This window comes from Streptomyces fractus, assembly GCF_049844455.1.
Classification (GTDB): domain Bacteria; phylum Actinomycetota; class Actinomycetes; order Streptomycetales; family Streptomycetaceae; genus Streptomyces; species Streptomyces fractus.
In genome coordinates this window covers 1,297,298-1,313,436 of the sequence record NZ_JBMYHI010000002.1, presented here as the reverse complement: position 1 = coordinate 1,313,436, position 16,139 = coordinate 1,297,298, and the positions used below count along the sequence as shown (strand labels likewise).

General features: G+C 72.4%; 15 protein-coding genes. 5 read left to right on the top strand and 10 right to left on the bottom strand.

The features are described from left to right. Positions 1 to 72 precede the first annotated feature (72 nt). Together ACP4E5_RS08005 and ACP4E5_RS08000 are read left to right on the top strand one after the other, a co-directional pair. Positions 73 to 2,538: an ABC transporter permease gene (locus ACP4E5_RS08005; RefSeq protein WP_425826352.1), complete on the top strand. Its 2,466-nt coding sequence runs from the start codon at positions 73 to 75 to the stop codon at positions 2,536 to 2,538. Positions 2,539 to 2,586: 48 nt separating this feature from the next. Continuing rightward, positions 2,587 to 4,557: a sensor histidine kinase gene (locus tag ACP4E5_RS08000; protein WP_425826350.1), complete on the top strand. Its 1,971-nt coding sequence runs from the start codon at positions 2,587 to 2,589 to the stop codon at positions 4,555 to 4,557. A gap of 211 nt (positions 4,558 to 4,768) precedes the next feature. On the opposite strand, the gene ACP4E5_RS07995 is transcribed toward ACP4E5_RS08000, so the two are convergent. The 6 genes from ACP4E5_RS07995 to ACP4E5_RS07970 form a co-directional block, all read right to left on the bottom strand. After that, complete coding sequence (locus ACP4E5_RS07995; RefSeq protein WP_425826348.1) at positions 4,769 to 5,107, bottom strand: response regulator; 339 nt, start codon at positions 5,105 to 5,107, stop codon at positions 4,769 to 4,771. A gap of 101 nt (positions 5,108 to 5,208) precedes the next feature. Further along, positions 5,209 to 5,880 carry a response regulator gene (locus tag ACP4E5_RS07990; protein ID WP_425841140.1) on the bottom strand — a complete coding sequence of 224 codons (672 nt, stop codon included), beginning with the start codon at positions 5,878 to 5,880 and terminating at the stop codon, positions 5,209 to 5,211. Between the two features lie 240 nt (positions 5,881 to 6,120). Then, positions 6,121 to 6,783: a DDE-type integrase/transposase/recombinase gene (locus ACP4E5_RS07985; RefSeq protein ID WP_425826346.1), complete on the bottom strand. Its 663-nt coding sequence runs from the start codon at positions 6,781 to 6,783 to the stop codon at positions 6,121 to 6,123. Beyond that, the gene (locus tag ACP4E5_RS07980; protein WP_425826344.1) at positions 6,780 to 6,950 is read right to left on the bottom strand and encodes a hypothetical protein; all 171 of its coding nucleotides are present in this window, start codon (positions 6,948 to 6,950) and stop codon (positions 6,780 to 6,782) included. The genes ACP4E5_RS07985 and ACP4E5_RS07980 overlap by 4 nt, the downstream gene beginning before the upstream one ends. A 351-nt stretch (positions 6,951 to 7,301) precedes the next feature. Further along, a complete protein-coding gene (locus tag ACP4E5_RS07975; protein WP_425826342.1) occupies positions 7,302 to 8,624 on the bottom strand; it encodes an amidase family protein in 1,323 nt (440 codons plus the stop codon). A 59-nt stretch (positions 8,625 to 8,683) separates the two neighbouring features. Continuing rightward, positions 8,684 to 10,114 carry an acetamidase/formamidase family protein gene (locus ACP4E5_RS07970; protein WP_425826340.1) on the bottom strand — a complete coding sequence of 477 codons (1,431 nt, stop codon included), beginning with the start codon at positions 10,112 to 10,114 and terminating at the stop codon, positions 8,684 to 8,686. Between the two features lie 250 nt (positions 10,115 to 10,364). Here ACP4E5_RS07970 and ACP4E5_RS07965 point away from each other — a divergent pair, with 250 nt between their 5' ends. Further along, positions 10,365 to 10,661, top strand: coding sequence for a hypothetical protein (locus ACP4E5_RS07965; RefSeq protein ID WP_425826338.1), 297 nt, complete (start codon positions 10,365 to 10,367; stop codon positions 10,659 to 10,661). Between the two features lie 52 nt (positions 10,662 to 10,713). On the opposite strand, the gene ACP4E5_RS07960 is transcribed toward ACP4E5_RS07965, so the two are convergent. From ACP4E5_RS07960 to ACP4E5_RS07950, 3 genes are all read right to left on the bottom strand, one after another. Beyond that, positions 10,714 to 11,520: an MBL fold metallo-hydrolase gene (locus tag ACP4E5_RS07960; RefSeq protein WP_425826336.1), complete on the bottom strand. Its 807-nt coding sequence runs from the start codon at positions 11,518 to 11,520 to the stop codon at positions 10,714 to 10,716. 52 nt (positions 11,521 to 11,572) lie between these two features. Further along, positions 11,573 to 12,298 carry a B3/B4 domain-containing protein gene (locus ACP4E5_RS07955; RefSeq protein ID WP_425826334.1) on the bottom strand — a complete coding sequence of 242 codons (726 nt, stop codon included), beginning with the start codon at positions 12,296 to 12,298 and terminating at the stop codon, positions 11,573 to 11,575. Between the two features lie 98 nt (positions 12,299 to 12,396). Then, positions 12,397 to 13,233, bottom strand: coding sequence for an EamA family transporter (locus ACP4E5_RS07950; protein WP_425826332.1), 837 nt, complete (start codon positions 13,231 to 13,233; stop codon positions 12,397 to 12,399). Positions 13,234 to 13,354: 121 nt separating this feature from the next. On the opposite strand from ACP4E5_RS07950, the gene ACP4E5_RS07945 reads away from it, so the two are divergent. Continuing rightward, positions 13,355 to 13,939: a helix-turn-helix domain-containing protein gene (locus ACP4E5_RS07945; RefSeq protein WP_425826330.1), complete on the top strand. Its 585-nt coding sequence runs from the start codon at positions 13,355 to 13,357 to the stop codon at positions 13,937 to 13,939. 6 nt (positions 13,940 to 13,945) lie between these two features. Here the strand turns inward: ACP4E5_RS07945 and ACP4E5_RS07940 are convergent, their stop codons facing one another. Beyond that, positions 13,946 to 14,749 (bottom strand): IclR family transcriptional regulator, encoded by an 804-nt coding sequence (locus tag ACP4E5_RS07940; protein ID WP_425826328.1) that lies wholly within the window; start codon positions 14,747 to 14,749, stop codon positions 13,946 to 13,948. Between the two features lie 160 nt (positions 14,750 to 14,909). On the opposite strand from ACP4E5_RS07940, the gene ACP4E5_RS07935 reads away from it, so the two are divergent. Continuing rightward, on the top strand, positions 14,910 to 16,115 hold the full coding sequence (locus ACP4E5_RS07935) for an FAD-dependent monooxygenase (protein ID WP_425826326.1): 1,206 nt from the start codon (positions 14,910 to 14,912) through the stop codon (positions 16,113 to 16,115). Positions 16,116 to 16,139 lie beyond the last annotated feature (24 nt).

Sequence of the window (16,139 nt, the reverse complement as noted above, 5' to 3'; positions counted from 1 at the left end):
CTCGGACAACGGGAACGGGGCCGCCGCGAGCGGAGCCGGGAGCGTAGGGGCGACACGCGAGGAGCCGGGCCGATGACCGCCGTACTGCTGTGGGTGCGCATCGAACTGCGCCGTCGCGCACCGTCGTTGACGGTCCTCGCGCTCCTGGTGGCGCTCGCATCGGGCACCGTCATGGCGTCGGTGGCGGGGGCGATCCGTGGCTCCACGTCCCTGGACCGGCTCCTTGAGAACAGCCGTCCCGTCGACGCGGTGGCCCTGCCCAACGATCCCAAGTTCGACTGGGAGCCAATCCGGAAGCTGCCTGAGGTGGCCGCGCTGGCCACGTTCGCGGTGAGCGGCTTCCAGGTCGACGGCATCCCCGTGGACGCGGTCGGATTCCCGCCGGGCGACGGCGAGATGCTGCGCACCGTCGAGCGCCCGGCGGTCCTGGAGGGACGGGTCTACGACCCGCACCGCGTGGACGAGGTAGTCGTCTCCCCAGGTTTCCCCGAGAAGTACGGCAAAGGCGTTGGTGACCACCTGACCCTGCGCCTCGCCACGCCCGGTCAGTTGGACCGGATCCAGACCGAGGGCAGCGACGGCAGCGACAGTGCCGGCCGGCTGCGCGGCCCGGTGATCCGGGCGACGATCGTCGGCGTCGTCCGCTCCTACTGGCTGTCGGTGGGACCCGGTCAAGGCCCCGGCCTGCTGGCGACACCCGAGGTGATGCGCCGCTACCCGAAGAACATTCTCGGTGCGAAGCACACCACGTACGTGAATGCGTTGGTCCGGCTGAAGAACGGCGCGGCGGATGTGCCGCGGTTCCGCAAGGACCTCGCCCGGGTGACCGGACGGGACGACATCGACGTGTGGAACCGGGCCGAACAGGCGGCCCACGACCGCCACGTGGTCCGCTTCGAGAGCGCGAGCCTGCTGGCCTTCGGCCTGGCCGCGCTGGTCGCCGCCTTGTTCCTGGTGGGTCAGCTCCTCGCCCGATACGCGTCCGTTGCCGCTGAGGAGCTGCGTGTGCTGCGGGCAATGGGGATGACGCCCCGTCAGGCGGGCGCGGGGGCCGGTGCGGCAGCCGGCCTGGCGGCTCTGGTGGGGGCCCTGCTCGGAGCGGTGGCCGCGGTGGTGGCTTCGCAGTGGATGCCGATCGCGGCGGGCGCCCGGTTCGAGCCGAACCCGGGCCTGGACGTGGACTGGCGGGTCCTGGCGCCGGGCGTGGTCCTGGTCGCGGCGGCCGCATGGGCGGGCACGTCGGCGGCGGCGTGGCTTGCGCTGGCCGCGGATCGGGTGGCGCCCTCGCCGCGGCGGTCGGCGGTGGCACGGGCCGCCGGGCGACTCGGCCTGCCGGTGCCGGTGGTCGTGGGCGTGCGGTTCGCCCTGGAACCGGGCCGGGGGCGCAGCGCGGTGCCGGTGCGTCCTGCCCTGGTGGGGGCGGTGGTGGGGCTGCTGGGGGTGCTGGCCGCGTTCACCTTTTCCGCCGGGGTGAACGACGCGGCACAGCACCCCGAACGCTTCGGCGTCACCTTCCAACTCGGTGTCTACGCGGGCTTCAACAGCCACGAGATCGCGGGCAAACCGGAGCGCACCCGGACCGGGGCGAAGGCGGTGGCGGGCGACCCGAAGGTCGCCTCGGTGACAGACACCCTCGACAGTATCGCCGTGGTCAACGGTGAGCCGGTGGCCACCTGGAGTTGCGGTCCCGTCGGAGTGGGCCGGCTGCCGACGGTGCTGACACAGGGCCGGATGCCCCGCAACGCACGGGAGGTGGTCCTGGCTCCGACGAGCGCGGAACGCGCCGGCGCCGGGGTGGGCGACCGGGTGGACGTGGTCGGGCGCGACGAGAACCACAAGGGCGCCTTCAAGGTGACCGGAATCGGATTCGTCCCGGAGGGCCCGCACAACGCGTACCACCAGGGCGCGTGGATCACCCCCGGCGGGCACCGCCAACTCTTCGGCTCCGGCTACAAGTTCCATCTGCTGCTGATCCAACTCGACCACGCCAGGCCCGCCGTGGACCACGCGTCCGAGCAGGCTCTGAACAAGGAGGGAACGCGGCTCGCCAAGGTAGCCTCCAAGGCGATGCACGTCCCGGCGGCCATGGACATCTCCGCGGTGCAGCCGCCCGACGAGGCTGCCGAGGTTCGCGAGGTGCGTGCGCTGCCCGTCGTCCTGGGACTGTTCCTCCTCGTCCTCGCGATCGGGGCGGTAGGACACGCGCTGGCGACCGCGGTTCGCAGGCGAAGGCACGACGTCGCCGTTCTGCGAGCCCTGGGCATGACCCGCGTCCAGTGCCGGCTCCTCGTGTTCACCCAGGCGACCACGCTCGCCCTGATCGGCCTGGCCTTCGGGGTGCCGCTGGGCGTGGCGACCGGCCGCACCTTGTGGCGGGCGGTGGCGGCCAGCACCCCCCTTGACTACCAGCCACCACTGGCCGTTTGGGCACTGCTGCTGGCCGGCCCGCTGGCCGTGGTCGCAGCCAACCTCCTGGCTACCTGGCCCGGTCGCCGCGCGGCCCGGCTGAAGGTGGGCCAGGTCCTTCGGGCGGAGTAGGCGGGTGATGGCCGTGCGTCGTGCGGGCGGTGTCGGTGGGTGGTGGACGTGACGGAGTCGGGTGCGGGGCTCGTGGTGCTCGCCGGCGCGTGGGCGGTGGCGGGCGGGGTGCAGCGGCGGCGACATGGGGTCGCGGTGACCGCGGTGCTGCTGGCCGTGGTGCACCTGGGCGCGGCGCTGGTGCCCGCGCTGGCGCCGCTGGTTCTGTACGGGTGGCTGTATGTGGCGCTCGCCCTGCCGGACGCCCGACTGGGTTCGGCGCCGCGGCGGATCGTCGCCGGGGCCGGGGCGGCGGTCGCGCTCGGATGGTCGGTGGCGCGGCTCGCGGGGGACGGCGTGGCGCTGCTGTGGGCCGGCACCGTGGCGGTGGCCGCGGCCGGCGCCGTCGCGGTGGCGTCGAGGTGTGTCCGAGCCGGGCCGGGGGAGCGGCGTACGCTGCAGTGGGTGGGCGCCGGAGTGCTGGTGGCGGGTGCCGGTGTCGTGCTTGTGGTGACGGTGCGTCTACTGATCGGCGTGCCCCATCACTTGGCGGCCGTGCTGCCGCTGGTGCTCATCGCCGTCGTGGCGGGCGTCGCGGCGGGCGGCACCGGTGCGGGCGAGCGGGGCGCCGAACGCGCCGTGGTGGAGGCCGTGGTGGTGGCGGGCCTCGCGCTCCTTGTGTGCGGTGTGTACGTGGTGGTGGTGCTGGGGCTCGGGCGGGCGCCGTCGAACGGGGAACGCGAGGTGCTGGCCTTCGGGGTGGTCGCCGCCGTGCTGGTCGCCCTCCTCGCGCTGCCCGTACGGGCACGGCTGGTCGCGTTCGCGCAGCGGCTCCTCGGTCGGGCCGGTCCGTCCGCGCACGAGATGTTGGGCTCCTTCGCCGCCCGGATGAGCCGGGCCGTGCCTTTCGACGAGCTACTGCTCCAACTCGTCGAATCGCTGCGGGAGGCGATGGGCCCGGGCGGCGCCGAGGCGTGGGTGGACGCCGGTGCCGTCCCGCCTGGGACCACCGCGGCGGCCGCGCTGACCCGCACCGTGTCCGTGCCGGAACTGCCCCCACGGCGGCTGGAGTTGACCGACCGCGAGCGGGCCGTCGCCGGGCGGACCCGCCTCGGCGGGGAGCCATGGGCGGAGATGTGGCTGCCCGGCCTCCTCGAGCCGGACCTGCTGCCGGACGGCAGCCCCGCGTCCGCACCGGCCGGCGCCGGGACGCTGCGGGTGGCTCCCGCCACGCACCTCGGCGAACTCCTCGGCCTGCTGGTGGTGCGGCGCACCCCGCTGGACGAACCGTTCACCGAGGAGGACGAGCGAGTGCTGGTGGAGCTGGCCCGGCAGGTGGGCCTGGCGCTGCACAACGTACGCCTGGACTCCGCGTTGCAGGCGTCGCTGGCCGAACTCCAGGAACGCAACGCCCAGTTGCAGGCCTCGCGGCTGCGGATCGTCGCCGCGGCGGACGCCTCGCGGCGGGCAATCGAGCGGAACCTGCACGACGGGGCGCAACAACACCTCGTGGCGCTGTCGGTGAAGCTGGGCCTCGCCGAGCACCTGCTGGGCAACGGGACGTCGCCGTCCGACCTGATGGCGGACCTGCGGACCGATGTCACCGCGACGATCACCGCGGTACGCGAGCTGGCCCACGGCATCTACCCGCCGCTGCTGCGTAACCACGGCCTGGAACGCGCCCTGCTCTCGGCGGCGCGCCGCTGCGCGCTCCCGTGCACGGTGCAGGTGGAGCCGCCGGCGGCCCGGTACGGGGAGGAGGTGGAGGCGGCGGTCTACTTCTGCTGCCTGGAGGCCATGCAGAACGCGTGCAAGCACGCGGGCGGGGACGCGGAGATCGACGTGGTGGTGGCGGCCCACCCCGGCGGACTCCGGTTCACGGTCACGGACACCGGACAGGGCTTCGCCGGCGCCGAGGAGGGCGCCGGCTTCGTGAACATGACGGACCGCCTGGGAGCCGTCGGCGGAACGATGGAGGTGGTGTCCGCGCCGGGCCGGGGGACATCGGTGCGGGGGACGGTGCCGGCGTGTGGGCGGTGAGGGTGCGGCGGCCGTGCCGCCGTGGACCTCGTCCCCGGTGGTCGCCGCGCGAGGCGGACGGCCGGGTCGGCAACCACCTCGGACAGTGCAGTGCCCGAGCGTCCGGCAAAGGGTGTGTCCGCTGAACGGTTGATCTTCTGCAGCACGTTCAAGATCCGCTGATCGTCCAGAGAGAGGCCGGACACCTCCGGACCCTCCCGCCGCGGCCGTTCTACCCCGCGAACTCCCGCAGCACCTGCGGCGACAGCCGGTCCTTGCGCACGTACCCGGCCGCCCCGCAGGACGACGCCCCGGACGGGAGGTCCTCGTCGGCGTACGTGGACACCAGTACCACGACCGCCGCCTCGTCCCGCGCGGTGATCCTGCGCGCCGCCTCGATGCCGTTGATGCCCGGCAGGTGGACGTCCATCAGGACCAGGTCGGGCCGCTCCCGCAGGGCGAGTTCGACACCCTCTTCGCCGCTGGCGGCCTCGCCGACCACGCGCCACCCGGAGATCAAGCCCACCAGGGTTCTGGCCACCGTCCGGAACGGGGCCTGGTCGTCCACCACCAGAACATCCACTCCTCCAGCGTGCGGTGAACTGCCCTCGTAACCAAGGGTGTTGGCCTCACCGGGTAGTGAGGCCAACACCCTTGGTCGGCGGCGCGTCCTCAGGTCTTCGGGCCGCCCTGCTCCGTGAGGAACATCAGGACGGCCGCGACCCGGCGGTTGATGTCCGGCTGCGCCCCGAGGCCCAGCTTGGCGAAGATCGTGTTGATGTGCTTCTCCACCGCGCGCTCGGTCAGAAACAGCTCCCTGGCCACCCCCGCGTTCGACCGCCCGCGGGCGATCTCCGCGAGCACGTCCCGCTCCCGGGCGGTGAGCCCGCTCAGCGGGGAGGAGCGGCGCGCCGCCGACTCTGCGACGAGGGCCTCCACCACCACTGGGTCGATCACCGACCCGCCCGCTGCGACCGCCCGCACCGCGGCGAGCAGCTCCCGCGGCTCCCCGACCCGTTGCTTCAGCAGGTAGGCGCGCCCGGCGCTGCCCTGCTCCAACAGGGCGGAAGCGTAGGCCGGTTCGGCGTACTGTGAGAGCACGACGACCCCGGTACGCGGATGTGACGCCCACAGTTCGGCGGCCGCACGAAGGCCCTCGTCGGTGCCGGTCGGCGGCATCCGGATGTCCGTCACCACCACGTCCGGCCGGTGCTCGGCTACGGCGGCCAGCAGGCCGGGCAGGTCGCCGCAGGCGGCGGCGACGGCCATCTGCGCGTCGGACTCCAGCACCCGTCGCACGCCCTCGCGCACCAGGAGCGAGTCCTCGGCCACCACGATCCGCAGCCCCGTCATGAGCGGAGTCTAAGCTCCGCGTCCCGCCGCCGGGGCGTGCGTGCGCGGCACATGGCATGGCGCGGCGCGCTCAAGGTGCCCTGCCTCTTTGAGTGCGTCCCACGGGTTCGCGAATCTGGGACTGCGCGGGTGGGGCAGGGATGGTTCTCATGCCGGCTGCCCACGATGGCTCCGGAGGCTGATCCCCTGCCCCGCCACTTCGGCGCTTCTCCCTGGTAGGTGGACACGGGTTCATAGCGTTATGCGCTGTGTTGTACCTGGCGGGCCAACGGAACACGCTGCGACGGCAGGTGACGGTCCCGTGCCAGCCGCGGCGCCCTTGAGGATCTCGCGTTTCAGTGAGGAGTGAAGACTCTCGCAGGCGGCGTCGTCCGCGCTCGTTCCGACCGCACGACGAGATCGCCGCACGCCGAGCTTCTCGCACAGCTTGGCGAAGTCTTTCGAGGCGTATCGCGTTCCGATATCGCCGTGAAAGACCGCTCCGTCGAGGATGCCGCGGGTGGCGGCGGCCATCTTCAGGGCGTCCTCGACGAGTTCGGTGCGCATGTGGGAGGCGATCGACCAGCCTGCCACGCGGCGGCTGAAGCAGTCGGTGGCCGTTGCCAGACAGCGGAACTTCCCATCACCGACCGGGAGATACGTGATGTCGCCCATGTACTTCACGTTCGGCGCGGGCGCGGTGAAGTCCCGCTGGGACAGGTCGGGCACCGGGGCCGCACAGGATTCAGGCACGGTCGTGCGAACCTTCTTGCGCAGGTGGGTGCCCACGATGCGGAACTCCCGGGTGTCGGCCCACTTGTAGTAGCCCGAGCGGTTCACGTCGAGCACATCACACAGCCGCTTGACCTCGTGGGTCGCGCGCAGATCCTCGATGAACTGATAGCGGCTGGTCACCAGCTCATCTCCTGCGCGAAAAACTTCGTCGCCTTGCGTACGACGTCTCTCTCCTCGGCGACCGTCGCGGTCTCCTTGCGGGCCGCTCGCAGCGATTCGATCTCTGCCTCGAGCTCGGCGGCCGTCCGGCCCCGCTCGGAGCCTTGCGGACTGTCTGTGATGGTCATGCGCTTCCTCGTGCCGCCGCCCGTGCCCGTCGCTTTACGCCCGCGGACCCGATTCCGCAGGGTCTCGGCGTTCACCCGAGATCGCGGGCGACCTACGACGTTCATCGACCACGAACCGGCGGAGGTGCCGGGCATTGTGAAGGCCGGCGGGGACGTCATGCCCACCGAGCCGCGCCGCTACTGGCTCGACCGGTGCCGCGACGCGGGTCCGGGGGAGTTCCGTCCGCCGGTGCTACCGTGAACGTGGCTGTGGGGCAAGCGTGAAGGTGGCTGCGGGCCAGTGAGGACAGTGCAGCTCATCGGGCAGTGGTCCCGGCCGGCCCGGCCCCGACCTGTGCGTGCCGGGCGCGCTCACCCGGCGGGACGATGTCCCTTGTCCGGCACCGACACGGTCGCCGCCGCCACCCGTACCGCGAGATCCAGCAGATGCCGGTCGCTGCCCCGCGGCCCGACGAGGCACAGGCCCACCGGGGCGGTGCGGCTGCGGACGGGGATGCTTATGGCGCAGCGGCCGGACAGGCCCGCCAGGCAGGTGAGTTGGAAGGTCTGGGCCCTGGTCTCCTCGATCGCCGGGCCGCCGATGGAGGCCTCTTCCCGGGTGGGGGCCACGGAGGACGCGGACGGCAGGAGGAGGATCCGGTCGCCGAGCAGGTCGTCGACGCGGGCCCGGGCCTCGCGCAGCACGCGTTCGGCGGCGGCAAGGTCGGCGGAGGTGTAGGCCGAAGCGGTCTCGAAGCGCGCACGGACATCGGGGTTGAGCGAGTCCCAGTGCCGAGACACCCACGGGCCCCACTGCCGCCAGGCCTCCACGCCCTGCTTGGTCTGGAAGGCGCGCACCCAGCCGGGCAGCACGCCCGCGTCGAACCGTACGGTGCGCGGCCGCGGCAGATCCGAGGCGCCGCGCCAGCCGGCCACCGCCCGCCGCACCGAGGCGGCGACCTCCGCCGAGGCCACGTCGACGATCTCCTGGGAGAGCACCGCGCCCGACGGCACGGGCCCGTCCGCGCGGGGGAGCAGGACCCGGCCGGCTGCGCGCAGCGTGTCCGCGTCGCGGGCGATCCAGCCGACCGTGTCGAAGGACGGTGCGAGCGGCAGCAGCCCCGCGGTGGACACCGCGCCGTGGCTCGGGCGGATGCCGTACAGGCCCTGGTAGGAGGAGGGGATGCGGATCGACCCGCCGGTGTCGGTGCCGAGGCCGATGTCTGCCTGCCCGAGCGCGACGGCGCTGGACGGGCCGGAGGTCGAGCCGCCCGAAATGCGGTCGGGGGCCGCGGGGTTGGGCGGCGTACCGTAGTGGCCGTTGGTGCCGGCCAGGCTGTACGCGAACTCGTCGGTGCGGGCGATGCCTGCGACGTCGGCGCCTGCCGAGAGGAGCGCGGCGACCGCCGCGGCCGTGGAGTCCTGCGGGCGGCTCTCGGCGAGCCACGCGGGGTTGCCCGCGCCGACCCGGTGCCCGGCGACCGCGAACAGGTCCTTGACGGCGACACTGAGCCCGGACAGCGGGCCGTGCCCGGTTCCTGACACCAGCGGCGTGCCGTACTCCCGCCAAACGGTGGGGTCGGGGGTGGCGGGGCGGGGCACCGCGGTGGCCGGGGGTGCGCCGAGCGGCAGCACCGTTCCGGCGCCGGCCGCGGCCGCGAGAGCGAGGAAACCCCTTCGATTGACTGCCTGCATGCGTACGAAACTCCTCAACTGGTGTGTCATCGTGCGGTGGTGGAAGGAGGAGGTGCGGCCTACCGTCCGAAGTCCCGCTTCCTGATGACCGCGTGCACCCCGGTGGTCCGGTCGACGACCTGGGACACCTCGAAGTCGGCCGCCGCCGACAGGTACGCGTACGCGACCGGGCGACTCATGCCGAGGTCGGACTGGAGGAAGTCGAGGGCGTTGACGACCGCGCGGCGCATCGCGACGTCCAGGTCGGAGAGTTGGCCCTTGGCTCCGGCCGCGCCGTCCGGGTCGGAGAGGCCGATCGGCAGCCACGCCTCGTCGGTCTCGCCGAACGGGTAGTGGTACGCGACCGAAGGGGCGTCGCCGGATCCGGCCTTGCAGACGGTGAGCCGGAACGTCGTGCGCAGTGAGCCCTCGAGCGCGGTCAGTGCCACCTCGCCGTTGCCCATCGCGAAGTGCGGGTCGCCGGTGTGGAAGAGGGCGCCCTCGGCGTGTACGGGGAGGTAGAAGGTCGAGCCCGACCCGAGGTGGCGGATGTCGATGTTGCCGCCGCCGAGGGTGGGCGGGATCGAGTTCAGGAGCGGGTCGGTGAGTGTGTCGGCGTCGGCGTACGCGGTGCCCATCAGACCCATGTGCGGGTTGAGCGGGAAGGTGACCTCGCCCGGTCCGTCGAGGGGCAGTATGCCGTGTCCGTCCCCGTTGCCGCCGCCGCTGCGGATGGGGGTGAACACCGAGACGTTTCCGTAGTGTTCGGGGTCCTCGGCCGATGACCTTCCGTCCGTGGCGACGGGCGGCATGACCTCGTCGAGCGTGATGCCGTCGGGGGCGCCGCCGTCCTTGGCGCGAGCGAGCGCGCCCTTGCCGTGCCGGCTCGATACGACGCCGTAGGGTACGCGCGGCAACAGCGACAGCGTCTCCACCTTCAGTACGTCACCGGGCTCGGCGCCCGCGACATGCACCGGGCCGAGGACGACGTGCGGGCCGTCGGTGTCGAAGGAGCGGGGCGTACGTGTGTAGTCGCGGGCGAGGTCGACCGCGTCCCGCAACACCTGTTCCTCGCCGACACCGTGCTCCGCGAACCAGGCGACCGGGTCGCGGCCCTGGTCCTCGAGCAGCCCTTCGTGCGAGAGGGCGTCGACGGTCAGTGTCTCGCCGGACCGTATGCGCAGGGCGGGTTCGGCGTCGCGGGCGGGGACGTAGCCCCAGCGGACGGTGTCCGGCGTGGCACGCAGATAGTGCTGACCGTGGATGGGGCCCTTGCCGGGCTGCAGGATGCGCTGCGGGCGGGAGACGGCTGCGGGCCGGGAGGGTGCCGCCGCGGCGGACTGCGCTCCAGCTGCCACCATCCCGCCGGCCGCGCCGAGCCCCGCCGCGATGCGCAACAGCCCGCGCCGCCCGAGCTGGGACGCCAACGCTTCGTACACGATGGGCAGTTGCGCGGACTCGGCGTCGGGCGTACCGGGAAGGTGGTTCGGCACGCGCGGCTCGTGTGACATCAGGGCCCCTCGTCGTATCTCGGTATACACATGCCACGTGGTGACACGTGGTGTGCGCGGGTGATGTGCCCTTCCTACGCAGCACCTGTTACCGGGAGGGGGCGCGTCCGGTTTCCCGTGCGTTACGTGCCGGGGCCGGAGCCTCGGCCTTGACCCCACGGAGCCGTCGGCGCCGGTGGGGGTCGTCACCACCGAGTGTGTCGATTCCGAGGTGGTGGAGGGCGGGCGCTGGAAGCGGTCAAGTGGTGGTGTGCTGTGTGCCGTTGGACACCTCGACCGGATACGGGAGGTCCCGGTCCACCTGGTGGTCGGCGCGGAGGACACCGAGACCTGGGAGATCAACAACCCCGGAGACTCCAACTGGATGGACGGCGCGGACGCCGCCGGCCGCACCCGGGTCGAGCGCATCAAGGCGCTCCGTGAGAACTACCGCTCACTGGGGATCGGAACGACCCTGGACATAGTCCCCGGCCTGGCCCACGACGGGATGGGCGTCCTGGACGAGGTCCGTGCCTTCGCCGCGGGGGTGTTCGGCGGACGCGGATGAGATCGATGCGTATCAGCGGGGGTGGGTGAACTTTCCTGCGGGCGTGGGCGGTTCAGCGGGGGAGTGGCACCCACGTGCCGTGGTCGGCGACCGCGAGACGGGGCGACAGGCCGGCCTCGTAGAAGGCGTGCTCGATGTCGGACCGGCCTTCGGAGAAGTGCGCCCAGCCGTCGTAGTGGGCCGGGACGACGAGGTCCGCGCCGAGGACGGCGGCCGCCGCGGCGGTGCTGCGGCTGTCCAGGGACAGCGGTCGGCCGTCGAACTTCGCCGGGACGCGTGCCGCGCCCGCGTGCAGAACGGCCACGTCGATGCCCGGCACCTCGCGGGAGATCTCCGCGACCGTACGGATCGAGGCGTTGTCCCCGCTCACGTAGACGGTGGGAAGCCCCTGCCCGGTGATCACGAACCCGGTGACCTCGCAGTTGATGTTGCCGTCGGCGTCGCGTTCGCCGTCCTCTGGGCCGTGGACCGCGGGGACCGCCGTCACGGTCAGATCGCCGCAGCCGTCGGGGCGCGGCAGGGCGTGGGCGGCCCAGGGGCGGAGTCCGATGGCCGACGATCCCAGGCGGCTCGCGGACTTGGGGCCGGTGAGCAACACAGGGGCGGCCTCGGCGAATTCGCGGCCTCGGTCGTCGAGGTTGTCGGCGTGTGCGTCGTGGCTGACCAGAACCAGGTCGACGGGTCCCACCGCGTCCTCGTCGGCAGCTGGGCCGGTGGTCTTGACGAGGTACCCGTAGTCGCCCGGCTCGTCGAAGGTCGGGTCGCTGACGATGCGCAGCCCGCCGAGGTCGATGACGGCGGTGGGGCCGCCCAGGATGGTGATCGCGCATTCCTGCCGGGGCAGGCTCGTGGTGCTCATCGGTGTCCTCGCAGTGTGGTTCGGTTCTGGTGGGTCGTATGCGGCGAGTCGGTCACGACGAGGAGTGGGCGCCCCCGTCGACCTCGGGCTGTTCCGCGCTGAGGTAGTACACGCGCGTCTGCTTGGTGTGTGGCAGGAGCAGGCCGTGGAGTTCCTCGGCGGCGGTAGTGAGGAGGTGACCGTCGCGGGTGGCGTGGAGGGTTTCCATCAAGAAGGCGACGTGGGTGGAGTCCTCGGTGACGCGCGTGCGGTGCGCGTCGCGGTGGTTCCAGTGCCGGGTCAGGACGCCGGTGGTGTCGGTGTAGATGATCTCGCCCGCCTTGGGGTTCTCGATCGTCTCGGGCTCGCCGAGCGGGGTGAACTCCTCGGCGCCGTCCGCGTATCGGATCTCGACGTCACCCGTGACATGGTCCAGGTCGAAGGCGCCGGCGGGCAGGCCGTGACGGACGGAGACGGCGTTGTAGGAGTCGACGGCCGGGTTGATGCGCGGCAGCGTGCCCTTCTTGGCGAAGCGGCGGCCGAGCGCGTCCACGCTGGGGCGAATGCGGCGCGGGTTGGTGCCGAAGGAACGGTACGCGGTGTGCCACGCCTCGATCCGCGGGTCGTGCTCGTCAGCGGGTGCCCACGTGCCGTCGGCGACGCGCTGTTCGAGGTCGTCGAGTGCCGCGGCGGTGTCGGGCCAGGGCTCGTGGCCGCGCATGCCGGAGGCGATGACGACGGCGATGAGGGTGTCGGGGAAGGCTTCGGCGACGGCGGGGGCGATACGGAAGGTGGTCACGGGCGGGGCTCCGTTCCGGGTGGGGAGAGCGATGGTGGGGGTGATGGTGGGGATGGGGATCGGTAGTGGTGGGGATGGGGATCAGGGTGCGGCGTCGTTCAGGTGAGGGCGAGGAGGCTGACCGCGACCGCTGCCGTGCCGAGGCCGACGAGCTGCATCTTGTGGATGCGTTCGGCGAGCACACCGCGGGCCAGCAGCACCGTCCCGGCCGGATACAGGGCGGTGATCACGGCTACGACCGTGAGGTCGCCGCTGCGCGCGGCGAGCAGGAACAGCAGGTTCGCCAGCGAATCCAGCACACCGGCGGTGGCCGACAGGGCGTAGGCGGGCTTCTCGGGGCCGAGCCTGCGGTGCATGAGCCCTGCCGCGGCCAGGGTCACCGCCGACGAGACCGCCCTGCCGATGATCAGCGGCGCCACCCCGCTGTCGGACGGTGCCTGGTGCAGGAAGACCAGTTGCAGTGCGATGGCGGCGCCCGCTCCGAAGGCCAGCAGCAGCGCCGTGCGCGACGGGCGGGCGGCGCCCGCGCCATGTCCGGCGCTGACCAGTACGACGGCGACCAGCGCGAGCGGGAGGCCGAGCAGTCCGATCAGGCCCAGGTGCTCCCCCTGCAGCAGGCCCACCGCGACCGGAAGCGCGGCCGACACCAGCGCGGTCACCGGCGAGAGTACGTTCATCGGGCCGATGGCGAGGGTCCTGTAGAGCAGGGCGAAGGCGGCGGCCGAGGCCACCCCGGAGGCTGCGCCCCAGCCGACGGTGGCCGGGCTGAAGGAGGCGCCGAGCACGGGCCACAGCATCAGCTCGACCGCCAGGCTGGCCGGGGCCGCGACCATCACGGTGCGCAGCACGTGCGCCTTCCTGGCACCCAGGCCGCCGAGGAAATCGGCGCATCCATAGGCCAGTGAGCTGCCCAGGGCCAGCAGTAGAGCTATCACGTGACGCTTCCTTGCCGTTACAGTAGAACGACTCAACGGTACAATGAACCGACCAAGTGTTGTCAACCAAACGACCGGGTGGTGTACTCCACCGACCGGTGGCGGGGAAGGAGGGTGATCAGTGGCCGAGACAGAGGAAGCCCTGCGCACGCTCGCACACAATGTCCGCTCGGCCCGGACCCGCGCGGGTCTGTCCTTGGACGAACTCGGCCGCCGGGCCAAGGTCAGCAAGGGGGCCCTGGTCGGCCTGGAGAAGGCCCAGGGCAACCCGAACTTCGCGACCCTCGTCCGGCTGGCCGACACGCTCGGCGTCTCGGTGTCCGCCCTGATGGAGGGGCCGGCCCAGGGGCGGGTGCGCGTGGTGTCGGCGGACGCCGTCATGCCGCTGTGGGCCGGGGAGCGGGGCGGCGAGGCCCGGCTGATGCTGACCACATCGGGCCCCGCCCCGGTCGAGGTCTGGCGGTGGCGCCTCAACCCCGGCGAGGAATACCCGAGCCATCCCCACCAGGCCGGTGTCGTCGAGACCGTCAGTGTCACCAGCGGGCGCATGGTCCTGGTGGTCGACGGCGCGGAGCATCCCGTCGAGGCCGGACAGACCGCCACGTTCGACGGCGACGTGTCCCACGGCTACCGCGGCGACGGCGACACGGCCTGCCACCTGATCATGACCGTCCACCTGCCGCCCAGTTCTACGGTCATCGCCTGAGCACTGTCACTGCCTGAATGGGCTGCCGTGTCGCGCTTGCCGCGTGCCGACGGACGGGTGCCACCCCAGGCTGCGGGACACCGCGAGGCCGCAGGCGATCACGGCCGGGCGGACCGTCCGCAGGTCGACCGTCCCGGCGCTGACGACGACCGATAGAGCGGCGACCACCTCCCCCTCGGCGTTGAGGACCCGGGTGGCCACCGAGTCCACGCCGGGTGACGTCTCCCCGCGGACGTAGGCGACACCCGTCTCCCGGCAATCCGCCAACTCGGCCCGCAGCCGGGCGGGTTCGGTGACGGTGTGGTCGGTGACGCGAGCGAGGCCCGCCCCGACGATCCGGTCGGTGAGGTCCGGCGCTGCGTGGGCGAGCAGGACCTTGCCGACGCCCGAACTGTGCAGCGGAAGGTGTCCGCCGGGCTGTGAGGTGACATCGACGGCGTGTCCGGCGGAGAGTCGCTCGACGAGTACGGCTGATGTCCCTTCCAGGACGGCGAGTTGCACGTGCTGGCGCAGTGCCGCGTGCAGGTCGTCCATGTACGGCAGCGCGACCGTGCGCAGTGGGACGCTGAGCGGCGCCAGCGTTCCCAGTTGCCACAGGCGGATTCCGACGGTGAAACCGCCGTCGGGAGCCCGGTCCAGGGCACCCGCGTCCACGAGTTCCAGGGCGAGACGCCGCACGGTCGCGTGCGGCAGACCGGTCGCCCGGGTGAGATCCGAGAGAGTGAGCCGGGAGCGGCCGGTGCGGAACGCGAAGAGGACCTCGAACAATCGCGAACTGACGCTGCGCCCGGGCTGGTTCGAGTACGGCATCACACCATCACGACTCCGTTTCCCTGTGCCGACCCTACGGCGTTGTCCGTTCAATGAACATAGCCGTTCCCGGTGTGCGGGGTGTCCGTGAGGATCAGGCCATCGCCATCGCCATCGCCATCGCCATCGCCACGTTCACGTTGAGACGAAGGAGTCTTCGATGTACGTCACCGAGCGCGCTTCCCGATCCGGTCCGCGCATCGCGGTCGTCGGCGGCGGAATCGGGGGCCTCGCCGCTGCCGCCTTCCTGCGCCGCGCGGGCCTCGCCGCCACCGTCCACGAGCAGGCCTCCGCGCTCACCGAAGTAGGCGCCGGAATCGTCCTCGCGCCGAACGCCGCACGGCTGCTGCGCCGCCTCGGAGTCCTGGAACGGGCACTGCGTCGGGCGGTACCTCTCGACTGGGGCTGGGAGTTCCGGCGCTGGGCAGACGGGCAGGTGCTCTCCGTGGAGCGGCTGACCGGTGTCTGCGAAGACCTCTACGGCGAGCGCACGTACACCATTCACCGGGCCGACCTGCTCGATGCCATCAAGTCCGCCGTGCCGAGCGAGCACATCCGGCTGGGTGCCAAGTGCACCGCCGTCGAGGAGCAACAGGGCGGCTTGCGCCTGCACTTCGCCGACGGCGCCACGGCCGACGCCGACATCGTCATAGGTGCCGACGGCGTGCACTCCGTCGTCCGAGACCTGGTGGCCGAGCCCCAGCCGCCTTCGTACTCCGGTGTCTGCGCCTTCCGCGCCGTCGTACCCGCGGGCGCCGCACCGGAGTTCGCGCTGCGCCCGGCCCAGACACTGTGGCTCGGCCCCGGCCGGCACTTCGTGCACTATCCGATCGCGGGCGGGCAAGCGGTCAACGTGGTCGCGTTCGCTCCTGCCGGGGACTACACCGACGAATCCTGGACCGCGACGGCGTCCGTCGAGGAGTTCGCGGCGGAGTTCACGGGCTGGGATCCCCGCGTCACGGACCTGATCGCGGCGGGCGGTGTTCCCGGGCGCTGGGCGCTCCTCGACCGCGCGCCGCTGCCGCGCTGGAGCCGGGGCCCGGTCACCCTGCTCGGCGACGCGGCACACCCCATGTACCCGTTCTTCGCCCAGGGCGCGGCCCAGTCCCTGGAGGACGCCGCCGCGCTCGCGCAGTGTCTCGCCGCCGCGCCCGACGATCCCGGCCGCGCGCTGGCCGACTACGAGGCCGTACGCATCGCCCGTACGGCCCGGCTCCAGGAGATCAGCCACGCCCGCAGGGACATCAACCACCTGCCGGACGGCCCCGAACAGGCCGCCCGCGACGCGTCCCTGGCCGAGGCGGACCCCCTCGTGGCCAACGGCTGGATCTACGGGCACGACGCCGATCAGGTCCCTGCCCCATGACCGACGAGGGCCGCCGGCGGCCGG

Coding starts and splice junctions, on each gene's coding strand:
- ACP4E5_RS08005 (WP_425826352.1), top strand. CDS start 73: ATGACCGCCGTACTGCTGTGGGTGCGCATCGAACTGCGCCGTCGCGCA.
- ACP4E5_RS07980 (WP_425826344.1), bottom strand. CDS start 6,950: ATGACCATCACAGACAGTCCGCAAGGCTCCGAGCGGGGCCGGACGGCC.
- ACP4E5_RS07975 (WP_425826342.1), bottom strand. CDS start 8,624: ATGCAGGCAGTCAATCGAAGGGGTTTCCTCGCTCTCGCGGCCGCGGCC.
- ACP4E5_RS07970 (WP_425826340.1), bottom strand. CDS start 10,114: ATGTCACACGAGCCGCGCGTGCCGAACCACCTTCCCGGTACGCCCGAC.
- ACP4E5_RS07960 (WP_425826336.1), bottom strand. CDS start 11,520: ATGAGCACCACGAGCCTGCCCCGGCAGGAATGCGCGATCACCATCCTG.
- ACP4E5_RS07940 (WP_425826328.1), bottom strand. CDS start 14,749: ATGCCGTACTCGAACCAGCCCGGGCGCAGCGTCAGTTCGCGATTGTTC.
- ACP4E5_RS07935 (WP_425826326.1), top strand. CDS start 14,910: ATGTACGTCACCGAGCGCGCTTCCCGATCCGGTCCGCGCATCGCGGTC.